The sequence below is a fragment of the Streptomyces sp. NRRL B-1347 genome (genome assembly GCF_000720325.1).
In the GTDB taxonomy this organism is placed as follows: domain Bacteria; phylum Actinomycetota; class Actinomycetes; order Streptomycetales; family Streptomycetaceae; genus Streptomyces.
Map to the genome: position 1 here is coordinate 1 of NZ_JOJM01000013.1, position 17789 is coordinate 17789.

General features: G+C 75.2%; 8 protein-coding genes. 6 read left to right on the plus strand and 2 right to left on the minus strand.

Annotated features, from left to right (window positions below; genetic code table 11):
* The 3 genes from IG74_RS0113935 to IG74_RS0113945 form a co-directional block, all read left to right on the plus strand.
* The coding region (locus tag IG74_RS0113935; protein ID WP_420709889.1) for an ABC transporter ATP-binding protein at positions 1 to 691 on the plus strand (691 nt) is incomplete at its 5' end.
* Positions 688 to 1488 (plus strand): hypothetical protein, encoded by an 801-nt coding sequence (locus IG74_RS0113940; protein ID WP_030675294.1) that lies wholly within the window; start codon positions 688 to 690, stop codon positions 1486 to 1488. The genes IG74_RS0113935 and IG74_RS0113940, both read left to right, overlap by 4 nt.
* Positions 1485 to 1937, plus strand: a complete 453-nt coding sequence (locus IG74_RS0113945; protein WP_051854874.1) for an SRPBCC family protein — start codon at positions 1485 to 1487, stop codon at positions 1935 to 1937. Before IG74_RS0113940 ends, IG74_RS0113945 begins: the two co-directional genes overlap by 4 nt.
* Here the strand turns inward: IG74_RS0113945 and IG74_RS0113950 are convergent.
* Together IG74_RS0113950 and IG74_RS0113955 are read right to left on the minus strand one after the other, a co-directional pair.
* The gene (locus IG74_RS0113950; RefSeq protein WP_107058937.1) at positions 1934 to 2428 is read right to left on the minus strand and encodes a hypothetical protein; all 495 of its coding nucleotides are present in this window, start codon (positions 2426 to 2428) and stop codon (positions 1934 to 1936) included. The two genes, IG74_RS0113945 and IG74_RS0113950, sit on opposite strands and share 4 nt — an antisense overlap.
* Before the next feature lie 5 nt (positions 2429 to 2433).
* Positions 2434 to 3201, minus strand: coding sequence for a sulfite exporter TauE/SafE family protein (locus tag IG74_RS0113955; RefSeq protein WP_030675304.1), 768 nt, complete (start codon positions 3199 to 3201; stop codon positions 2434 to 2436).
* Between the two features lie 84 nt (positions 3202 to 3285).
* Between IG74_RS0113955 and IG74_RS0113960 the strand changes: the two genes are divergently transcribed.
* The 3 genes from IG74_RS0113960 to IG74_RS0113970 all read left to right on the plus strand — a co-directional run bounded on the left by IG74_RS0113960 (position 3286) and on the right by IG74_RS0113970 (position 17778).
* Positions 3286 to 4191, plus strand: coding sequence for a LysR family transcriptional regulator (locus tag IG74_RS0113960; RefSeq protein WP_030675306.1), 906 nt, complete (start codon positions 3286 to 3288; stop codon positions 4189 to 4191).
* Between the two features lie 586 nt (positions 4192 to 4777).
* On the plus strand, positions 4778 to 8638 hold the full coding sequence (locus IG74_RS0113965; RefSeq protein ID WP_051854903.1) for a non-ribosomal peptide synthetase: 3861 nt from the start codon (positions 4778 to 4780) through the stop codon (positions 8636 to 8638).
* Positions 8635 to 17778: a non-ribosomal peptide synthetase gene (locus tag IG74_RS0113970; protein WP_030675311.1), complete on the plus strand. Its 9144-nt coding sequence runs from the start codon at positions 8635 to 8637 to the stop codon at positions 17776 to 17778. Before IG74_RS0113965 ends, IG74_RS0113970 begins: the two co-directional genes overlap by 4 nt.
* The last annotated feature ends 11 nt before the right edge of the window (positions 17779 to 17789 follow it).

Below are 17789 nucleotides of genomic sequence, written 5' to 3' on the forward strand. Positions count from 1 at the left end.
CCGCGCGCCCCCGCCACCCCCGCAGGAGGAGATCGCCGTGCCGACCGCCCCGTACGCCCTGCGCGTGCGCGACGTGCACAAGGCCTACCGCAAGCGCCGCGTCCTGAGAGGGGTCTCGTTCGGCCTCGAACCGGGCACCCTGGCGGGCGTCGTGGGCGAGAACGGCTCGGGCAAGAGCACGCTCCTGCGCATCCTGTGCGGGCAGCTCGCCGCCGACGCGGGCCAGGTGGAGCGCCGCGGCCCGCTCGGGTACTGCCCGCAGGAGGCGGTGCTCAACGAGGCGCTCACCGTCGACCAGCACCTGCGCTGGTTCCGTACGGCCTACCGCATCGACGGGCCGGGCCGCGCCGACGAACTCCTGGACGAGCTGCACTTCGCCGAGTACCGGCACACCCGCGTGGGCCTGCTCAGCGGAGGCACCCGGCAGAAGCTGAACCTGACCCTCGCGCTCCTGCACGACCCGCGGGTGCTGCTGCTCGACGAGCCGTACCAGGGCTTCGACTGGGAGACGTACCTGCGGTTCTGGGACGTGGCGACCCGGCTGCGCGACCGGGGCCGCTGCGTCCTCGTCGTGTCGCACCTGGCCTGGGACGCCGGGCGCCTCGACGTCGTGCACCGGCTGCGCGACGGCGTGGCGACGCCGTGGTCCGGCGAGGGCCGCCCTGCCGACGCCCGCGGGGCGGCGCGGTGAGCCGGGCCTGGGAGGCCTTCCGCACGGGCGCCGGGTTCGCGCTGCTCGAACACGCCCGCAACCGGCTCGCCCTCGTGCTCGTCGTCGGCTACATCCCGCTCTGGCTGACCCTTGAGCACTGGTTCGTCACCCCCGACCGGCTGCGCTTCCTGCTGCGCGCCGCCGGGCGGACCGTGACCGTCGACGGCAACCACCTGACGATGGTGTCGGGAGCCGTCAACACGGTCACGCTCATCGTCGGCTTCATGATGTTCATGACGACCTTCAAGGCGCTCGCCTTCGACCGCAGGCTCGCGCTCGCCGGCTACCCCCGCTCCTGTCTGCTGCTGGGCAAGGTCGTCGCGATGGCGGTCGCCTCCGCGCTCATCGCGGCGTACGCCACCGCGGTGGTGTGCTGGTACTGGGACCCGGTCCGGCCCGCGCTCCTCGCGCTCGGCCTGTTCACGGCCGCCGTGAGCTACGGCGGCATCGGCATCCTGCTCGGCGCCTTCCTGCGCAACGAACTCGCCGGTCTCTTCGTCATCATCATGGCCAGCCTGCTCGACACCATGCTCCAGAACCCCATGAGCAACGCGGGAGCCGACAAGGACGGGCTCCAGCTCCTGCCCGGGTACGGCCCCACCCAGGTCGCGGTCGCCGCGGGCTTCACGCCCGCCGTCACTCCGTACGGTCATCTGCTGCTCGGCCCCGCCTGGTTCCTCGCCATGTGGCTGCTCGGCACGGCCGCGTTCTTCGCCAGGACCCGCGACCACCTGCCCCCGCCCGCCGCCCCGCTGCCGCAAGGGAGTACCACGTGAACCGCCACGACATCCGCCTCACCGGCACCTGGCGCGCGCCGCTCGCGCCGGACGCCGTGTACGCGAGGCTCGCCGACGTGGGGGACTACCCCACGTGGTGGCCCGCCTTCCGCTCCGTGCGGCGGACCGGTGAGCGGGAGTGCGAGATCGTGATCAGGTCGGCGCTCCCCTACGCGCTGCGGGCCACGCTGACGGCGGTGGTGGAGGACCCGGTCGAGCACGTCCTGGAGGCCGCGCTCGACGGCGACATCTCCGGCAGCGTCCGCTGGGTCGTGGCCCCCGACGGGCCGCACGGCTGCGTCGCCACGCTCACCCAGGACGTCACCGTCCGCAAGGCCTCGCTCCGGCGCTGGATGCCGATGGCGCGCCCGGTCTTCCGCGCCAACCACGCGCTGGCCCTGCGGGGCGGTCAGCGGGGCCTCACCGCTCCGGCGCGGCGGTCCGGCTAGGGCAGGCCGCCGGACACCGGCGCGGCGCCCGGGTCCGCTTCGCCGTCGGCGCGGCGCAGCACCCAGTCGTCGAGGTCGTGCGCGGCCTCCCGCGGCACCCGCAGCACATGGGCGCGCCACCAGGGGTCGTCCGCCTCGGGCGCCCCCGCGCGGAACCGCGCCTCGGCCCGCGCGAACCGCTCGCTCGCGGTGTCCGCCGGTACGTCGAGCACGTCGCCGACGAGCTGCCAGGAGGCGCCGCCGACGCGTTCGTACACGACGGCCGCCGCGAGCAACCTCCGTGCGGCCGCGAGCACTTGGGCGGCGTCGGCCAGGGCCGTGCCCGGCGAGCGGGGCGTGCCGTCGCGGCGCAGCTCGTGCCGTCCGACCGGCACGGCGGAGCGGGCGAGTTCGGAGAGTCCGTACGCCTCGTACGCGAGGAGCAGCCGGGCGCGGGCCGCCCGCGGGTACGGTGCGGCGGCTCCAGGGCCGCCGCCGGTCGCCTCGGGCACCGTGATCAGCCCCAGCTGCGGACGAAGTACAGCACGGTCATGGTGACGGCGGTGGTGAGGATGACGCCCCGCAGCACCCGTGCGGACAGGCGGCGGGCGAAGTGGGCGCCCGTGAAGCCGCCCGTCACGGCGCCGGTGAGCATGGCGACGAGGAGCCAGGGGGTGTTCAGGGCGTCCGAGGCGACCAGGAACAGCACGGCCGCGGTGAGGTAGATGGCCGCGATCTGGACGGTCCGCATGGGGTTGCTGACCGCCGTGTCGAGGCCGAGGCCGACGCTCCACAGGGCCATCATCATGATGCCTACGGCTCCGCCGAAGTATCCGCCGTACAGGGCGAGCAGGAACTGCCCTCCGAGCACGGCCGCGGGGCCGATGCCGAACGGGCGCCCCGTGGCGTCGCTCACGGCCCGCGCGAGGCGGCGGCCGAAGGCGAGGACCACCGTGGCGAAGGCGAGCAGCCACGGCACTGCCGCGTCGAAGGAGGCCGCGGGCAGCGCCAGGAGCAGGCCCGCGCCGAGGCCGCCGCCGACCGCGCTGACCGAGGTCAGCGCGGTCGTGGAGGTCTCCCCCACCGGCGTGACGTCGCGGCGGTACACCCAGGCGCTCGCCATGGTGCCGGGGAGGAGGGCGACGGTCGACGAGGCGTTCGCCGTCACGGGCGGCACGCCGACCGCGACGAGCGCGGGCAGCGCCACGAACGTGCCGCCGCCCCCGAGGGCGTTCAGCGTGCCGGCGACGACACCGGCGATGAGGGCCAACAGGATCTCGGACACCTGCCGAGCATCACGCGGCCAGGGGCGGCCCCACAATGCGTAATCGACACACTGTGCCTCAGCCTGTGCCATAGGCTCACGGGGGTGCGTTACGACTTGGACGACCTCCGGCTCTTTCTGCACATCGTGGCGGAGGGGTCCATCACGGCGGGTGCGCGCCGGATGCATCTGAGCCTGCCGTCGGCCAGCGCCCGGGTGCGCTCCCTGGAGCGGCACGCGGGCGTCGCGCTGCTGATCCGGGGGCGGCGCGGGGTGCGGCCGACCCCCGCGGGCACGGCCCTCGCCCGACATGCCCGGGACGTCCTGACGCACACGGCGCGCCTGGAGAGCGCCGTCGCCAGCTACACCCGCTCCCCCGCCGCGCCCCTGACGCTGCTGAGCGGCGGCTCCGCGATGCACGGGCTCGTGCCGCGGGCGCTGGTGTCGTTCCTGCGCGAACACCCGGACACCGACGTCACGGCGTCCGAGAGCCGGACCCCGCGGACGGTGCGGATGCTCGCCGACGGCGAGGCGGACCTCGGAGTCGTCGTCGACGACGAGGCCCACGACAGCGGGCTCGTCCTGGAACCCCTCGGCGACGACTCCCTCGTGGTGATCGGCCAGGAGGGCGGCATCCTCGCCGGGCGCGCGGCCCTCACCTACAGCGAGGTCGCCGAGCATCCGCTCGTGGGCCTCGACGCCGAGTCCTCGCTGCGCCGCTGGATCGAGCAGCACCTCGGCCCGCACGCCCCGGTGGTGCGCTACCGCACGAGCGTCGCCGGGCTGAGCACCCTCGTCTCCCTGGTGGCCGCCGGGGTGGGGCTTGCCGTCGTGCCGCGCCGCGCCCTGGACCCGCACCGGCGGCTCGACGTGTGCGCGCTGCAGGACGCCTGGTCGCGGCGGCGGCTCCTGCTGGCGTGGGGCGTCGGGGACCGGGCCGTCGCGCCCGCGACCGCGGCCCTCGCCGCGCACCTGCGACGGGCGGCGTCAGCCGAGGCACCGCCCGCCTGACCGAAGAGCGGGTTCCGTCAGGGCGGTTGGCGCCCGCCGGTCCGCGGCTGCGGCGGCCGATGGCTGCCCCTAGCACGGACGGGTCGGCCCAATCTGCCCGGAACCGGCCCCTCCAGGCAATACCCGAGCCTACGTCTATGACCTTTCCCATACCGCTCGTTTGCGGCCGGGCAGGACAGGCGCAGCCATATTGACAGACCCTCAAGGGCTGATCGATCATCCCGTTGACGGCTCCCCACCTGTCCGGAGGTATGCAGGCCGCACAGCAGGTCAGACGGCACGTCGGGCCCGCGCGGCAACGAATTCGCTTACGATCAGCGCGCCTTGGATCCAAAGGCCCGACGCATTATGGATCCGATTGCAAATTCGGAACTTCCGAGATACTCGGCCGACCCCGCTGAGTAATAGCTCCGCGCCTTTCCGTCACCACTCCCCTCACCACCGTGAATAACCCACCCGCAGAGTGGAAGAGTCAGCTTTGTCCGCGAACCGCGACATCCCCCTTTCCGTCACCCTCCCGACCGCGGACCGCGCCGCCCCCCTCGTGGCGTCCTCCGCACAGCAACGGCTGTGGTTCCTGTCGCAAATGCCGGGCGCGAGCGAGGCGTACCACCTGCCCACGGCGGTGGAGCTGCGGGGCGCCCTGGACCGGACGGCGCTGAGCCGGGCCCTGGACGCGCTCGTCGCCCGCCACGAGGTGCTGCGCACCCGTCTCGAGGCCGTCGCGGGCGCGGCCGTCCAGCGGATCGACCCGCCCGGCGCCGGCCTGCCCCTCGCGACCGACGACCTGACCGGCCTGCCCGACGCCGAGGCCGAGGCCGAACTCGCGCGCGTGCGGCGGGAGGAGGCCGCGGCCCCGTTCGACCCGGCGCGCGGGCCCCTGCTCCGCGGCCGCCTGGTGGTCCTCGGCGCCGACCGGCACGTCCTGCTGCTCACGGTGCACCACCTCGTGTCCGACGACTGGTCCATGGACGTCCTGACCCGGGAGGTCGGCGCCCTGTACGCGGCCTTCCGCGAGGGCGCGCCCGACCCGCTGCCGCCGCTGCCCGCGCAGTACGCCGACTACGCCGCCTGGCAGCGGCAGTGGCTGGCCGACCCCTCGCCCGACGGGGCCGCGGCCCGGCAGAGCGCCTACTGGCGGCAGGCCCTCGCGGACGCCCCCGCGGTGCTCCAGCTGCCCACCGACCGGCCGCGCCCGGCCGAGCAGGACTACCGCGGCGGGCGCGTCGAGCTCGCCTTCGACGAGGAGCTGACGGCCGCGCTCAAGGACCTCGGCGGGCGCGACGGCGCGTCCTTGTCCACGACGGTCCTCGCCGCGTGGGCCCTGGTGGTCGCGCGCGCCGCGGGCCAGTCCGACGTGGTGATCGGCACGCCCACCGCCAACCGCCGCGGCGCCGAACTGGAAGGGCTCATCGGCTGCTTCGCCAACACCTTGGCGCTGCGGATCGACGTGTCCGACGACCTGACGGTGGCCGGGCTGCTCGACCGCGCCCGCACGGCAACGTTGTCAGCACTGCGTCACCAGGACCTGCCGTTCGAGCAGGTCGTCGACCTCGTCAAGCCGGTCCGCAGCCTCGCGCACACGCCGCTGTTCCAGGTGATGTTCGACTGGAACGGCACCGAGCGGGCCGCGTGGGCGCTGCCGGGCCTGGAGGCGACCCCGCTCGCCCCGCCCCGCCAGGTCGCCGAGTTCGACCTGACCCTGTCCCTGGCGGAGGAGGGCGGCCGGCTCACGGGCGCGCTCGGCTACGCCACCGCCCTGTTCGACGCCGCGACGGCCGAGCGGTACGGCCGCCAGCTGCGGCACGTCCTGGAGCAGCTGGCCGCGGGTCCCGACACGCCGGTCGCCGAGGTGACCCTGCTCGACGACCGCGCCCGCCGTCAGGTGCTCGTGGACTTCAACGACACCGCCCGCGCGGGCTCGCCCGCCGGTCTGGTGGAGCGCTTCGAGGCCCAGGTGCGGGAGCGGCCCGGCCAGACCGCCGTGGTCCACGGGGGCGACGCGCTCGACTACGCCACGCTCGAACGGCGTGCCAACCGGCTCGCCCACGCGCTCATCGCCCGCGGCATCGGGACCGACCGCGTCGTCGGCCTGCACACGCACCTGTCGGTGGACCTGCTCGTGGGCATCCTGGGCGTCCTGAAGGCGGGCGGCGCGTATCTGCCGCTCGACCCCGCGCTGCCCGCGGAGCGCCTTGCGGGCATGGTGGCGGACGCCGACGCCCTGCTGGTCCTGAGCAACGACGCCGCGCCGCCGGACGACGCCTGGCTGCCGCTCACCGCCGTGGAGGCCGAGGGGGCGCGGGACGACGCGCCCGGCCGCGGCTTCCGCCCGGACGACCTGGCGTACGTGATCTACACCTCCGGTTCCACCGGCCGCCCCAAGGGCGTGGCCGCGACGCACCGGGGCATCCTCAACCTCCTGGACTACTGGCTGGGGCAGTTCGACGCGACGCCGGGCCAGGCATCGGCGATGTGGCCGAGCTTCGCCTTCGACGCCTCGGTGCAGGAGCTGCTGCTCCCGCTCACTTCGGGCGGGGTCCTCCAGCTGGTGCCCAAGGAGGTGCGGGACGACCCCGAGGCCCTCCTGGACTGGATGCGCGAGCACCGCATCGTGGAGGCGCTGCTTCCGCCCGCCTACGTGAAGTGGATCTGCGAGGCTCCCGAGGAGCGTCTCGCGGGCCTGTCCCTGCGCTACATCCACACCGGTCTGGAGCCGCTGCCCGAGGACAGCCTGCACCGCATGACCCAGGTCCTGCCGGGGCTGCACATCCTCAACGGCTACGGCCCCACCGAGACCGCCCTGTACTGCACCGCGTACCTCACGCCCCAGCCGCTGGAGCGCCAGGCCCCGATCGGCCCGCCGGTGGCCAACACCCGTACGTACGTGCTCGACGAGCGCCTCAGGCCGGTGCCGGTCGGCGTGGTGGGCGAGCTGTACATCGCCGGGGCCGGTATGGCGCGCGGCTATCTGGGCCGCCCGGATCTGACCGCCGAGCGGTTCGTGGCCGACCCCTTCGTGCCCGGCGCGCGCATGTACCGCAGCGGCGACCTGGTCCGCTGGCTGCCGGACGGCAACCTCCTGTACGCCGGGCGCCGCGACCACCAGGTCAAGGTGCGCGGCTTCCGCATCGAGCTGGGCGAGATCGAGGCGACGCTGCTCGACCAGCCCGGCGTGTCCGAGGCCGCGGTCATCGCCGACCGCGACGGCGCGGGCGAGCCGCAGCTGGTGGCCGCCGTGGGCGTGGGCGACGCGGCGCCGCGCCCGGCTGCCGAGTGGCGCGCGGCCCTGGCCCAGCGCCTCCCGGCCCATATGATCCCGGGCATCTTCGTCGAGGTGCCGCGCCTTCCGCAGACCCAGAACGGCAAGCTCGACCGGGCGGCGCTCCTGGAGCGGGCCCGCGCCGACCGGCCCGCCCAGGTCAACCTGGCGAGCCCGCGCGACCACATCGAGCTGACGCTCTATCAGATATGGCGGAGCCTGCTGCTCCAGCCGGACATCGGCATCCGCGACAGCTTCTTCGACATCGGCGGCACCTCGATCTCCGCCATCAAGCTGGTGCACGCCATCCGCGAGGCCTTCGGCGAGACCCTCCTGGTCCGCGAGGTCATGCTGCACCCGACCATCGAGGAGCTGGGCGGGCGGCTGCGCCGCGGCGCCTCCGGAGCGCCGCCCAGCAACCTCCTGCAGTTCCGCCCGGGCGACGGCGACGCGCACGTCGTCTGCGTCCACCCGGCGGGCGGCACCGCATTCTGCTACCTCTCGCTCGCCAAGGCGCTGCCGGAGAACGTCGGCGTCCACGGCATCCAGTCCCCCGGCGTGAACCCCGGAGAGACCTTCCTGCCCACGGTCGAGGCCATGGCCGAGGCCTATCTGAAGCTCATCGAGCCGCTCTCCGGCGGGCCGCTGATCCTCACCGGACTCTCCTACGGCGGTCTCGTCGTCCACGAGATGGGCCGGCTGCTGGCCGCAGCGGGCCACCGGGACGTCAGCGTGGTCCTGCTCGACGCCCAGGGCGCCGGCAACGCGGAGCAGCGCGCCAACATCACCACCGTCGACATGGCCGAGTTCCGCGACAAGCTGGTGAAGTTCAACGGCATGTACCCGGGCATCGACGACCGGCAGATCGAACAGTACTTCCACATCTACAACCACAACCGCACCACCGCGGTCGCCTACGACCCGCGGCCGACCGCGGCCCGCACCGTCTTCCTCCAGGCGGTCGAGGGCGCGACGGACCAATTCCTCGCGGACGTACGGGACTTCTGGCGGGACCGCGCCGACGGCGACTTCGAGGTGGAGTCGATCGCCTGCGACCACTGGGGCATGCTGGAGTCCGCCGAGATCCTCCGGGTGGCCGCGCGGATCGAGTCGGAACTGGCCCGGTTCGCCGGGTCCGCCAAGCCGCGGCTCGCCGAGTCCGCCCCCGCACGGGAGGCGGAATGACCATCGCCGCACCGGTGCCGTCCTCGGCCCCCACGCTCGCCCGGGCGGTGCTCGACCGGGCCCGCCGCCACCCCGACGCCGTCGCGGTCGTCGAAGGGGAGCGGTCGCGCACCTACGGAGAGCTCGACACCGCGAGCGCCGCCGTCGCCGCCGCCCTGCGCCACCACGGCGTACGCCCGGGCCAGGCGGTCGCGGTCGGTCTGCCGCGCTCCTGGGAGCTGGTCTGCGCCATGCTCGGCGCCCTGCGCGCGGGCGCGGTGGTCGTGCCGCTCGACGCCCAGAGCCCGGCCGACCGGCGCGCCCACATCCTGACCGACTCGGCGAGCGTGGCGGTGATCCACGGTGCCGCGGCGCCCGACGCGCTACCCGACGGCGTGCGGCCGCTGCCGGTGGCCGCGCTGCTCGACGGCGGCCACGGCGCGTCGCACGAGCTCGCGCCCGCCGCGCCGGTCTCGTTCGTCTTCTACACCTCCGGCACCACCGGGCAGCCCAAGGGCGTCGAGGTGCGGGACGCGGGCGTCCTGCGCCTGGCCCGGCCCGGCTACGTCGAGACGCACGAGGGCGCCGGCTTCGCCTGCATGTCCAACCCCGCCTTCGACGCGATCAGCTTCGAGGTGTGGGTGCCGCTGCTCACCGGCGGCCGCTGCGTGCTCCTCGACGACGGGACGGTCCAGGACCCCGAGGTCCTCGCGGCCGCCCTGGAGCGGCTGCGCGTCGACATCGTGTTCATCACGGTGGCGCTGTTCAACGCCGTCGTGGACAAGGTGCCGCACTGCTTCTCCTCCGTCGGCCAGGTCCTCACCGGCGGTGAGCAGCTCAACGCCCGCCTCATCCGCCGCTGGTACCGCGACAACGCCGACAGCGGCACGCGGCTGCACAACGTGTACGGCCCCACCGAGGCCACCACGTTCGCGCTGTGCCACCCCATTCCGCGCGACTTCGACGGCGACGTGGTGCCGATCGGGCGCGCCCTCCCGGGCACCGAGACGCTCCTGGTGGCGGCCGACGGCAGCCGGGCGGCCGCGCCCGGCGAGGTGGCCGAGCTGTATCTGGCGGGCGAGGCGCTCGCCGCGGGCTACCGCAACCTCCCCGAGGAGACCGAGCGCCGCTTCGTCACGCTGCCCTGGCACGAGGACGGCTCCCGGCGCCACTACCGCACCGGCGACCTGGTGCGCCTGGACGCCGCGGGCGACGTGGCGTACGTGGAGCGCGCCGACCGCCAGGTCAAGGTCCGCGGCTTCCGCGTCGAACCGGGCGAGCTGGAGCGGCAGATCGTGGCGCACCCGGCGGTGCGCCAGGCCTACGTGTGCACCCGCCGCGACGCGAGCGGCGTCAACGAACTGCTCGCCTATCTCGTCCTCGGCGCCGACCTCGCGTACGACGACTTCGACGCGCACCTGGCGGCGAGCCTGCCCGCGTACATGCGGCCGCACCGCGCCTATCTCATCGACGCGCTGCCGCTCAACGCGAACGGCAAGGTGGACAGGGCCGCGCTGCTGCGGCGCCCCGACGCGCCCTGGCGACGGGCCGACGAACCCGGTGCGGCCGAGGCCGTCACCGACCGGCAGCGCGAGGTGCTCGATCTGGCGGGCGAGGTGCTCGGCCTCACCGGGCTCCGCCTCGCCGATCGCTGGATCGCCTGCGGCGGCGACTCCCTGAAGGCACTGCGCCTGCGCTTCGAGGCGCGCCGCCGCTGGGGCTGCGAACTGCCCCAGGCCCTGGTCCTGCACGGGGACTTCGCCCAGCTGGCCGCCGCCGTCGAGGCGGGCCGCGACGCGGACGGCACCGGCGGCTCGCCCTACCCGGCGGCGCCCGCCCCGGCCGGTGCGCGCTCCGCCCCCGCGACCTCCGAGCAGCAGCGGCTCTGGCTCCTGCACCAGCGCGACCCCGCGTCACGGGCGTACCACGTGCCGATGGTCTTCCGCGTGGACGGGGACGTGGACACCGGCGCGCTGCGGCGCGCCCTGTCCCGCCTCGTCGAGCGGCACCCGGCGCTGCGCACCGCCTTCGAGGCCACGCCCGAGGGGGTGCGGCAGGTGGTGGCCGAGCCGTACGACCCGTGGACGGAGCCGGACGCGCAGGCGCTGCGCGACGAGGACGGCCGCCGCGCCTTCACCGCGCGGTTCCTCGCCGCCCCCTTCGACCTGGCGCGGCCCCGGCTGTTCCGCGCCTGCTGGCTGCCCAGGACCGGCGGCGGCGAACTGCTGCTGCTCCTGCACCACATCGCGGTCGACGGCTGGTCCCTCAACGTGCTCTTCCGCGAGCTTTCGGCCGACTACGCACACGACGGCGAAGCACCGGAGCAGCAGACGCGGCCCGCGCCGACCCCGCTCGACTACGCCACCTGGCAGAGCGAGTGGTTCTCCCGCGAGGCCTACCGGACGCAGCGCGCCGAACTGCGCGCGCACTACGCCGAGTCGGCCGACGCCGCCCCGGACAGCGCGCCGCTGGAGCCGGTCCGTCCCGACGAACGCGCGGGGCTGCTGCACACCACGCTCGACGCGGACCGCCGCGCCGCGCTCGACCGGCTCTGCGCCGAGCTCGGCCTCACCCGCTTCCAGCTCCTCCTCGGGGTGTACGCCTGGAGCCTGTACGGGGTGACGGGCCGCGCCCGGCCCCGGATCGCGGGCCCCGTCGCCAACCGGCCGGTGCAGGACTTCGAGGCCAGCGTCGGCATGTTCGCCAACACCGTCCTGCTGCCCCTCGACCTGGCGCCGGGCGAGCGGCTCCGCACCCAGCTGCGGCAGCACGGCGCCGCGGCGCGCGCCGTCCTCGACCGGCAGGACGTGGCCCTCGCCGACGCCCTGGCGGACCGGGGAGCGGGCGCGGGCGGCGCCCCGTTCGACTTCCTGTTCGTCCTGGAGAACACCGACTTCGACGCGTTCGCCCTGCCCGGCTGCGCGACCCGCCCCGAGTGGCCGGTCCCGGACCGGGCGAAGTGCCCGCTGACGCTGTCGGTGATCGAGCGCGGCACCGGCTTCGACTGCCTGTGGGAGTACGACGCCGCGCACTTCGACACCGCGCAGCTGGCGGCCCTCGACGCGCTGTTCCGACAGGCCCTGGACCAGCTGGCCGACGGCTCCGACACCACCCTGGCCGAGCTGGTCGCGCCCTACCGGCGCGCCCTGCCCGAGCTCGGCCGCTCCACCGCGGAGCCGCTGCCGTTCACCACCGTCGCCGAGGGCTTCGCCCGGCAGGCGCGGCGCACCCCCGACGCACCGGCGCTCGCCGCCGGGGACCGCACCGTCACGTACGCCGAACTCGACGCGCACGCCGCCGCCCTCGCGGCCGAGCTGAGCGAGCGGCACCCGGTGGTGCCGGGCAGCCCGTGCCACGTCGCGCTGTACTTCCAGCCGTCCGTCGAGCACGTGGTGGCGCTCCTCGCGCTCGCCCGGCTCAACCTGACCGCGGTGCCGCTCGACCCGACGTACCCGCCCGGGCTGCTGCGGCAGATCCTGGAGCAGGTGGAGCCGCTGTGCGTGCTCGTCACGCCCGGCGACGAGGCGGCCCTGGCCGCCCTCGCTCCGGAGGACCTGCCGCGCCACGTGGTCACGGCGGCCGCGGCCGCCGTGGAACCGGTGGAGCAGCTCCCGCCGCACGCCGGGGCGCGGCCGCTCTACACGCTGTTCACCTCGGGCTCCACCGGCACGCCCAAGGGCGTCCAGGTGCCCGACCTGACGATGTGCAACCTGCTCCAGTGGCAGCGCACGTCCGGCGGCCTCACGGCACCCGCCGCCACCCAGCAGTTCTCCATGCTGTCGTTCGACGTCTCCTTCCAGGAGATCTACAGCACGCTGTGCGGCGGCGGCACGCTGCACCTCGTCCGGCCCGGTTGGCGCCAGGACGCGCCCGCGCTCCTCGACCAGCTCGATTCCGCGGGGATCGAACGGCTCTTCCTGCCGTACGTGGCGCTCCAGGTCCTCGCCGAGCACGCGGTGCGGCTCGGCCGCTACCCCGCGCGGCTGCGCGAGGTGATCACGGCGGGCGAGCAGCTGCTGTGCACCGACGCGATCCGCACCTGGTTCGCGGGGCTGCGCGGGGCACGGCTGTTCAACCACTACGGGCCGAGCGAGACGCACGTCGTGAGCGCCCTGTGCCTGGAGGGCGACCCGGCGGGCTGGCCGGAGCGCCCCGCCATCGGCACCGCCGTGACGGGCGCCTGGCTGCGGGTGGTCGACGAGGCCGGCCAGACCGTGCCGCCGGGCTGCCCCGGCCGACTGCTCGTCGGCGGTCCGATGGTGGTGCCCTGCTACCTCAACGCCCCGGCCCTCAACGCGGAGCGCTTCGTCGAGCTGCCGGGGCTCGGCACCTTCTACCGCAGCGGCGACGTGGCCCGCTTCGACCACGACGGCCTCCTGCACTACCTGGGCCGAGACGACCAGCAGATCAAGCTGAGCGGCCACCGGCTCGAACTGGGCCAGGTCGAGGCGGCGCTCCTGCGCCACCCGGACGTCGCCAACGCGGTGGTGGCCCGGGACGAGGACGCCCGGCTCGTGGCGTGCCTGGAGTGCCCCGGCCACGTCCCGTCCCCGGAGGACCTGGCCCGCCATCTGGCGCCGCTCCTTCCCGCGTACGTACGGATCGACCGGTTCCGGCGGCTGGCGCGGCTTCCGCTCACGCCGAGCGGCAAGCTGGACCGCCGCGCGGTGCTGACCGCGCCCGGCGACGAGCTGCGGCCGCGGGGCGGGGCCGCGCCGGCCCTGTCGGCGCGCGAGGCCCGGCTCACCGAGCTGTTCGAAGCCGTGCTCGGCCGTCCCGTCGGGCCCGAGCAGCGCTTCTTCGACGCCGGTGCGACGAGTCTCGACCTGATGCGCTTCCATCTGCGCTGCGGCGCCGAGCCGGGTCTCGACTTCACCATTCCCGACCTGTTCGAGCACGTCACGATCCGCAGTCTGGCCCGCTTCCTGGACCAGGGCTCCGCCGCCGCGGCGACGAGCGCGCCCGGGTCCGCGGCGCCCGGGCCCGAGGGCCTGGCCGACGAGCCGATCGCCGTGATCGGCATGGCCGTGCGGCTGCCCGGCGCCGACGACCTGGCCGCGTTCTGGGACCTGGTGCGGTCCGGGGGCCGCGGCATGGAGCACTTCGACGCCGCCGACGGGCTGGTCGGCGCCCGCAGCCAGATGTCCGGGCTGCTCGGCTTCGACCCGGAGCACTTCGGCATCAGCCGCCAGGAGGCGCGGCTGATGGACCCGCAGCAGCGCCACCTCCTGATGAGTTCCGTCCAGGCCCTGGCGCACGCCGGGATCGCGGACCCCGCGGGGCGGCGCGTCGGCATCGTCGCCGGGTGCGGCGAGAACACGTACCACCAGTCCCTGGTGCGCGAGGCCGACCCCGAGCGGCTGCCCGACAGCTTCCAGATGGCCCTCCACCACGACAAGGACTTCCTCACCACCAAGGTCGCCTACCACCTCGACCTGACGGGCCCCGCCTTCACCGTCCAGGCGGCGTGCGCGAGTTCGCTCGTGGCCGTGCACGTGGCGGCCGGGCTGCTGCGCCAGGGCGACGCCGACGTGATGCTGGCGGGCGGCGTGCTCGTCGACACGCTCCTGACGGACGGCTACCGCTACCGCCCGCAGCACATCTTCTCCAAGGACGGCCACTGCCGGCCGTTCAGCGACGACGCCAGCGGCACCATCGGCGCCAGCGGCGTCGGCGTGGTCGTGCTCAAGCCGCTGCGGCTCGCGCGGCGCGACGGCGACACCGTGTACGCGGTGATCACCGGTTCGGCGCTCAACAACGACGGCTCGGGCAAGCTCAGTTACAGCGCCCCGTCGCTGCCGGGCCAGCGCGAGGTGATCCGCACCGCGCTGCGCCGCAGCGGCCGCACCAGTGCCGACCTCGGCTACGTCGAGGCCCACGGCACCGGCACCCAGCTCGGCGACCCGGTCGAGGTGGGCGCGCTGCGCCAGGCCTTCGACCTGGCCGGGGCCGACCGGTGCGCGCTGACGTCGGTGAAGAGCCAGATCGGCCACCTGGGCGCCGCCGCGGGCGTGGTCGGCCTGGTGCGGGCCGCGCTCGCGGTGCACCACGGGGTGATCCCGCCCAACGTCGACTTCCACCAGCTCAATCCGAAGCTCGGCCCCGACATCGCGCCGTTCTACGTGCCGACGCGGACGCTCCCCTGGCCCGACGCGCGGCCCCGGGTCGCCGCGGTCAGCAGCTTCGGCATCGGCGGCACGAACGCGCACCTGGTGCTCGAAGCCGCCGACGCGCCGGACACGGCCGCCGAACACACCGCCGTGCCCTGCCTGTTGCTCTCCAGCAGCAGCGCGGAGGGCCTGCGGGCCGACGCCGACCGCCTCGCCTCCTACCTGGAGGCGCGGCCCGAGGCGTACGGCGAGGTGCTGCGCCACCTCCAGGCGGGCCGCACGCCGCGCCGCTGGCGGGCCGCGGCCGTGCACGCCGACGTGACCGCGGCGGTCGCGTGGCTGCGCACGGCGTCCGGCGTCGAGGTGACCCCGGACGACGAGCCCTGCCCCGCCGCCGGCCGCACGGCCGCCGAACTCGCCGACGCCTGGCTGTCCGGCAGGACCGTGCACTGGCCCGAGGGCCCCGCCCAGGCGCCGTGGGACTTCCCGCCGCCGGTCTTCCGCCTCGCCACGTACGACTTCGAGCGCGCCGCGGAACCCCGGGCGGCCGCCGCGGGGCCGCAGCGGCTGCCCGAGGCCGACTGGCTGCACCAGCCGCAGTGGACGCGCCTCACCCGCGCCGCCCGTACGGCCGCGAGCGGTACGCTCCGCCTCCTCGTGGTCATGACCGCCGAGCCGCTGCCGCCCGAGGCGATGCGCGTCTTCGGCGCGGCGTACGAGCGGGTGGTGCGGGTCGAAGCGGCCGGTGCCTTCGCCCGCCTCGCCGACGACGTGTACGCGGTGGACCCCGCCGACGCCGACTCGCTGCGGGAGCTGTTCGACGCCCTGGGCGACGCGGCCGGGGCCGGGATCGACTGGCTGCACGCGCTGCCGCTCACCGTTGCGGGACCGGTCGGCGAGACGAGCCTGGAGCGCGCCCGGTGGGCCTGTCTGGACACTCCGGCCGCGCTCGTCCAGGCGGCCGGGTCGCTGAGCCTTCGGCCCTGGTGGCTGTCGTACGGAGCGCAGCCCGTTAACGGGGACGTGCGCCGGCCCGAGCTGGGGCTCCTCGCGGGCGCCGGTGAGGTCGTGCCGCAGGAGTCCGGCGTCGACGGCCGCTGGCTCGACCTGCCCGGTGCCGCGCCCGCCGACTGGGCTGTCGCCGTCGTGGGCCTGCTCCGCGGGGCGGACGCCGCGACGGACCTGCCGCGGCGGCTCGCCCTTCGGCAGGGCTACTGGTGGCGGCAGGCGCTGCTCCCGGTGCCCGCGCCCGCGCTGGCCGCGCCCGCCGCGCTGTCCGTGGCGCCGGGCGGCACCTACGTGATCCTGGGCGGCACGGGCGGCATCGGCTGCGCCCTCGCGGCCTGGCTCCTCACGCACGCCGACTGCCGCGTGGTCCTGCTGTCCCGCAGCGGACGCCTGCCGTCCGACCTGGCGCAGTGGGCGGACCGCGTGGACTTGGTCGAGGCGGACCTGGCCACGGCCGCGGCCGACGACGTCCTGGCCCTGATCGAGCGGCACACCGGCCGGGTCGACGGCGTGGTGCACGCCGCCGGCGCGGCGGGCGGCGGTCTGATCGCCCGGCGCGACGGCGACGCGATGCGCTGGGTGACGGCGGCCAAGCTGGGCGGCGCGCTGCTCGTGGAGCGTCTGATCGAGCGCCACCGGCCCGAGTTCGCCGTGTACTGCTCGTCCATGGCGGCGCTGTTCGGCGGCATCGGCCAGTTCGACTACGCCGCCTCCGGCGGCCTCCTCGACGGCTTCGCCCGGTACCGGTCGGACGCGGACGAGGCCACGCTGCGGATCGGCATCGACTGGGACATCTGGAGCGAGGTCGGCATGGCGCGCGACGCGCTGCGCTCGGACGCCCGGCACCAGGCCCACCTCGCGTTCGGCCTCGCGGTGAAGGAGGGCCAGCGGCTCTTCGAGCGGGCGCTGCACCTCCAGCTGCCGCAGCTCCTCGTCTCCACGACGGACATCGAGCGAGTGCGCGACTTCTACGCGCCCCCGGCCGACCCGGCTGCGGCTCCCGCCGTGGGGCAACCCACGACGGCGGACGCCGGGCCCGCCGCAGCCGACACCGGTGCGCTCGCCGGGTGGCTCCGGGACGCGCTCGGCCTGGACGACCTCGACCCGGACGCCTCGCTGTACGACCACGGTGCCGACTCGCTGACGCTGATCGACCTGATCGCCGAGGTGGACGAGCGCTTCGGCGTCGACATCGAGCTGTCCCGGCTCAGCCACCGGGTGAGCCTCAACGAGGTGCTCACGCACCTCGGCGAGGTCGCGCCCGCCACCACCGCCGAGCCGGTCACCCTGGAGGTCTGGCAGGAGGGCACCGGGCACGAGGTGGTGTGCCTGGTGCACCCGGTCGGGGGTGACATCCAGGCGTACCGCGCGCTGGTGTCGGCCCTCGACGACCGCCTCACCGTCTGTCTGATCGCCGACCCCGCGCTGCGTGCGGCCGAGCCGCCCGTCTGGTCCCTGGCCGAGCGGGCCCGCCGGTACCACGCCGCGCTCCAGGCGCGCTTCCCGCACGGCACGTGGCGGTGGCGGCTCGCGGGCTGGTCGTTCGGCGCCTGGGTGGCGCAGGCCATGGCGGCCGACGCGGAGGCGGCCGGGCGCCCGGCCGCCGGGCTCTATCTGCTCGACCCGCCGCCGCCGGACGCCGGGGCGCACTTCCGGGCGTACGACGACACCCGCCTTGAGGCGGTCTTCGCCCACGAGCTGAACCAGGGCGGCGGCGCGGCGCGGGCGAGCGCGGGGGCGACGGCCTACGCGGAGCGCCTCGCGCGCTGCTGCCGGGCCAACATCGCGGGCATGGCGGAGCACGAGCCGCCCGCGCTCGCGGCCACGCCCACCTGGCTGTGGCTCGCGACGCGGCCGGTGGCCGGGCTGCCCGCGCTCGGCGCGCCCGACCGCCAACAGCGGCTGTGGCAGGAGCGGTTGCCCGCCCTCCAGGAGTGCCACCCGCTCGACACCACGCACTACGACATCGTCCGGGCGCCTCGGGTGCTGACGGTGGCCGACACCGTCAACGCCACGTCGGCGCCGGTCCCCGAGGACCGCTGACACCGCCCGAC

Excerpts from the sequence above, each read along its gene's own strand:
- IG74_RS0113965 (WP_051854903.1), top strand. The coding sequence starts at position 4,778 with ATGCCGGGCGCGAGCGAGGCGTACCACCTGCCCACGGCGGTGGAGCTG.
- IG74_RS0113970 (WP_030675311.1), top strand. The coding sequence starts at position 8,635 with ATGACCATCGCCGCACCGGTGCCGTCCTCGGCCCCCACGCTCGCCCGG.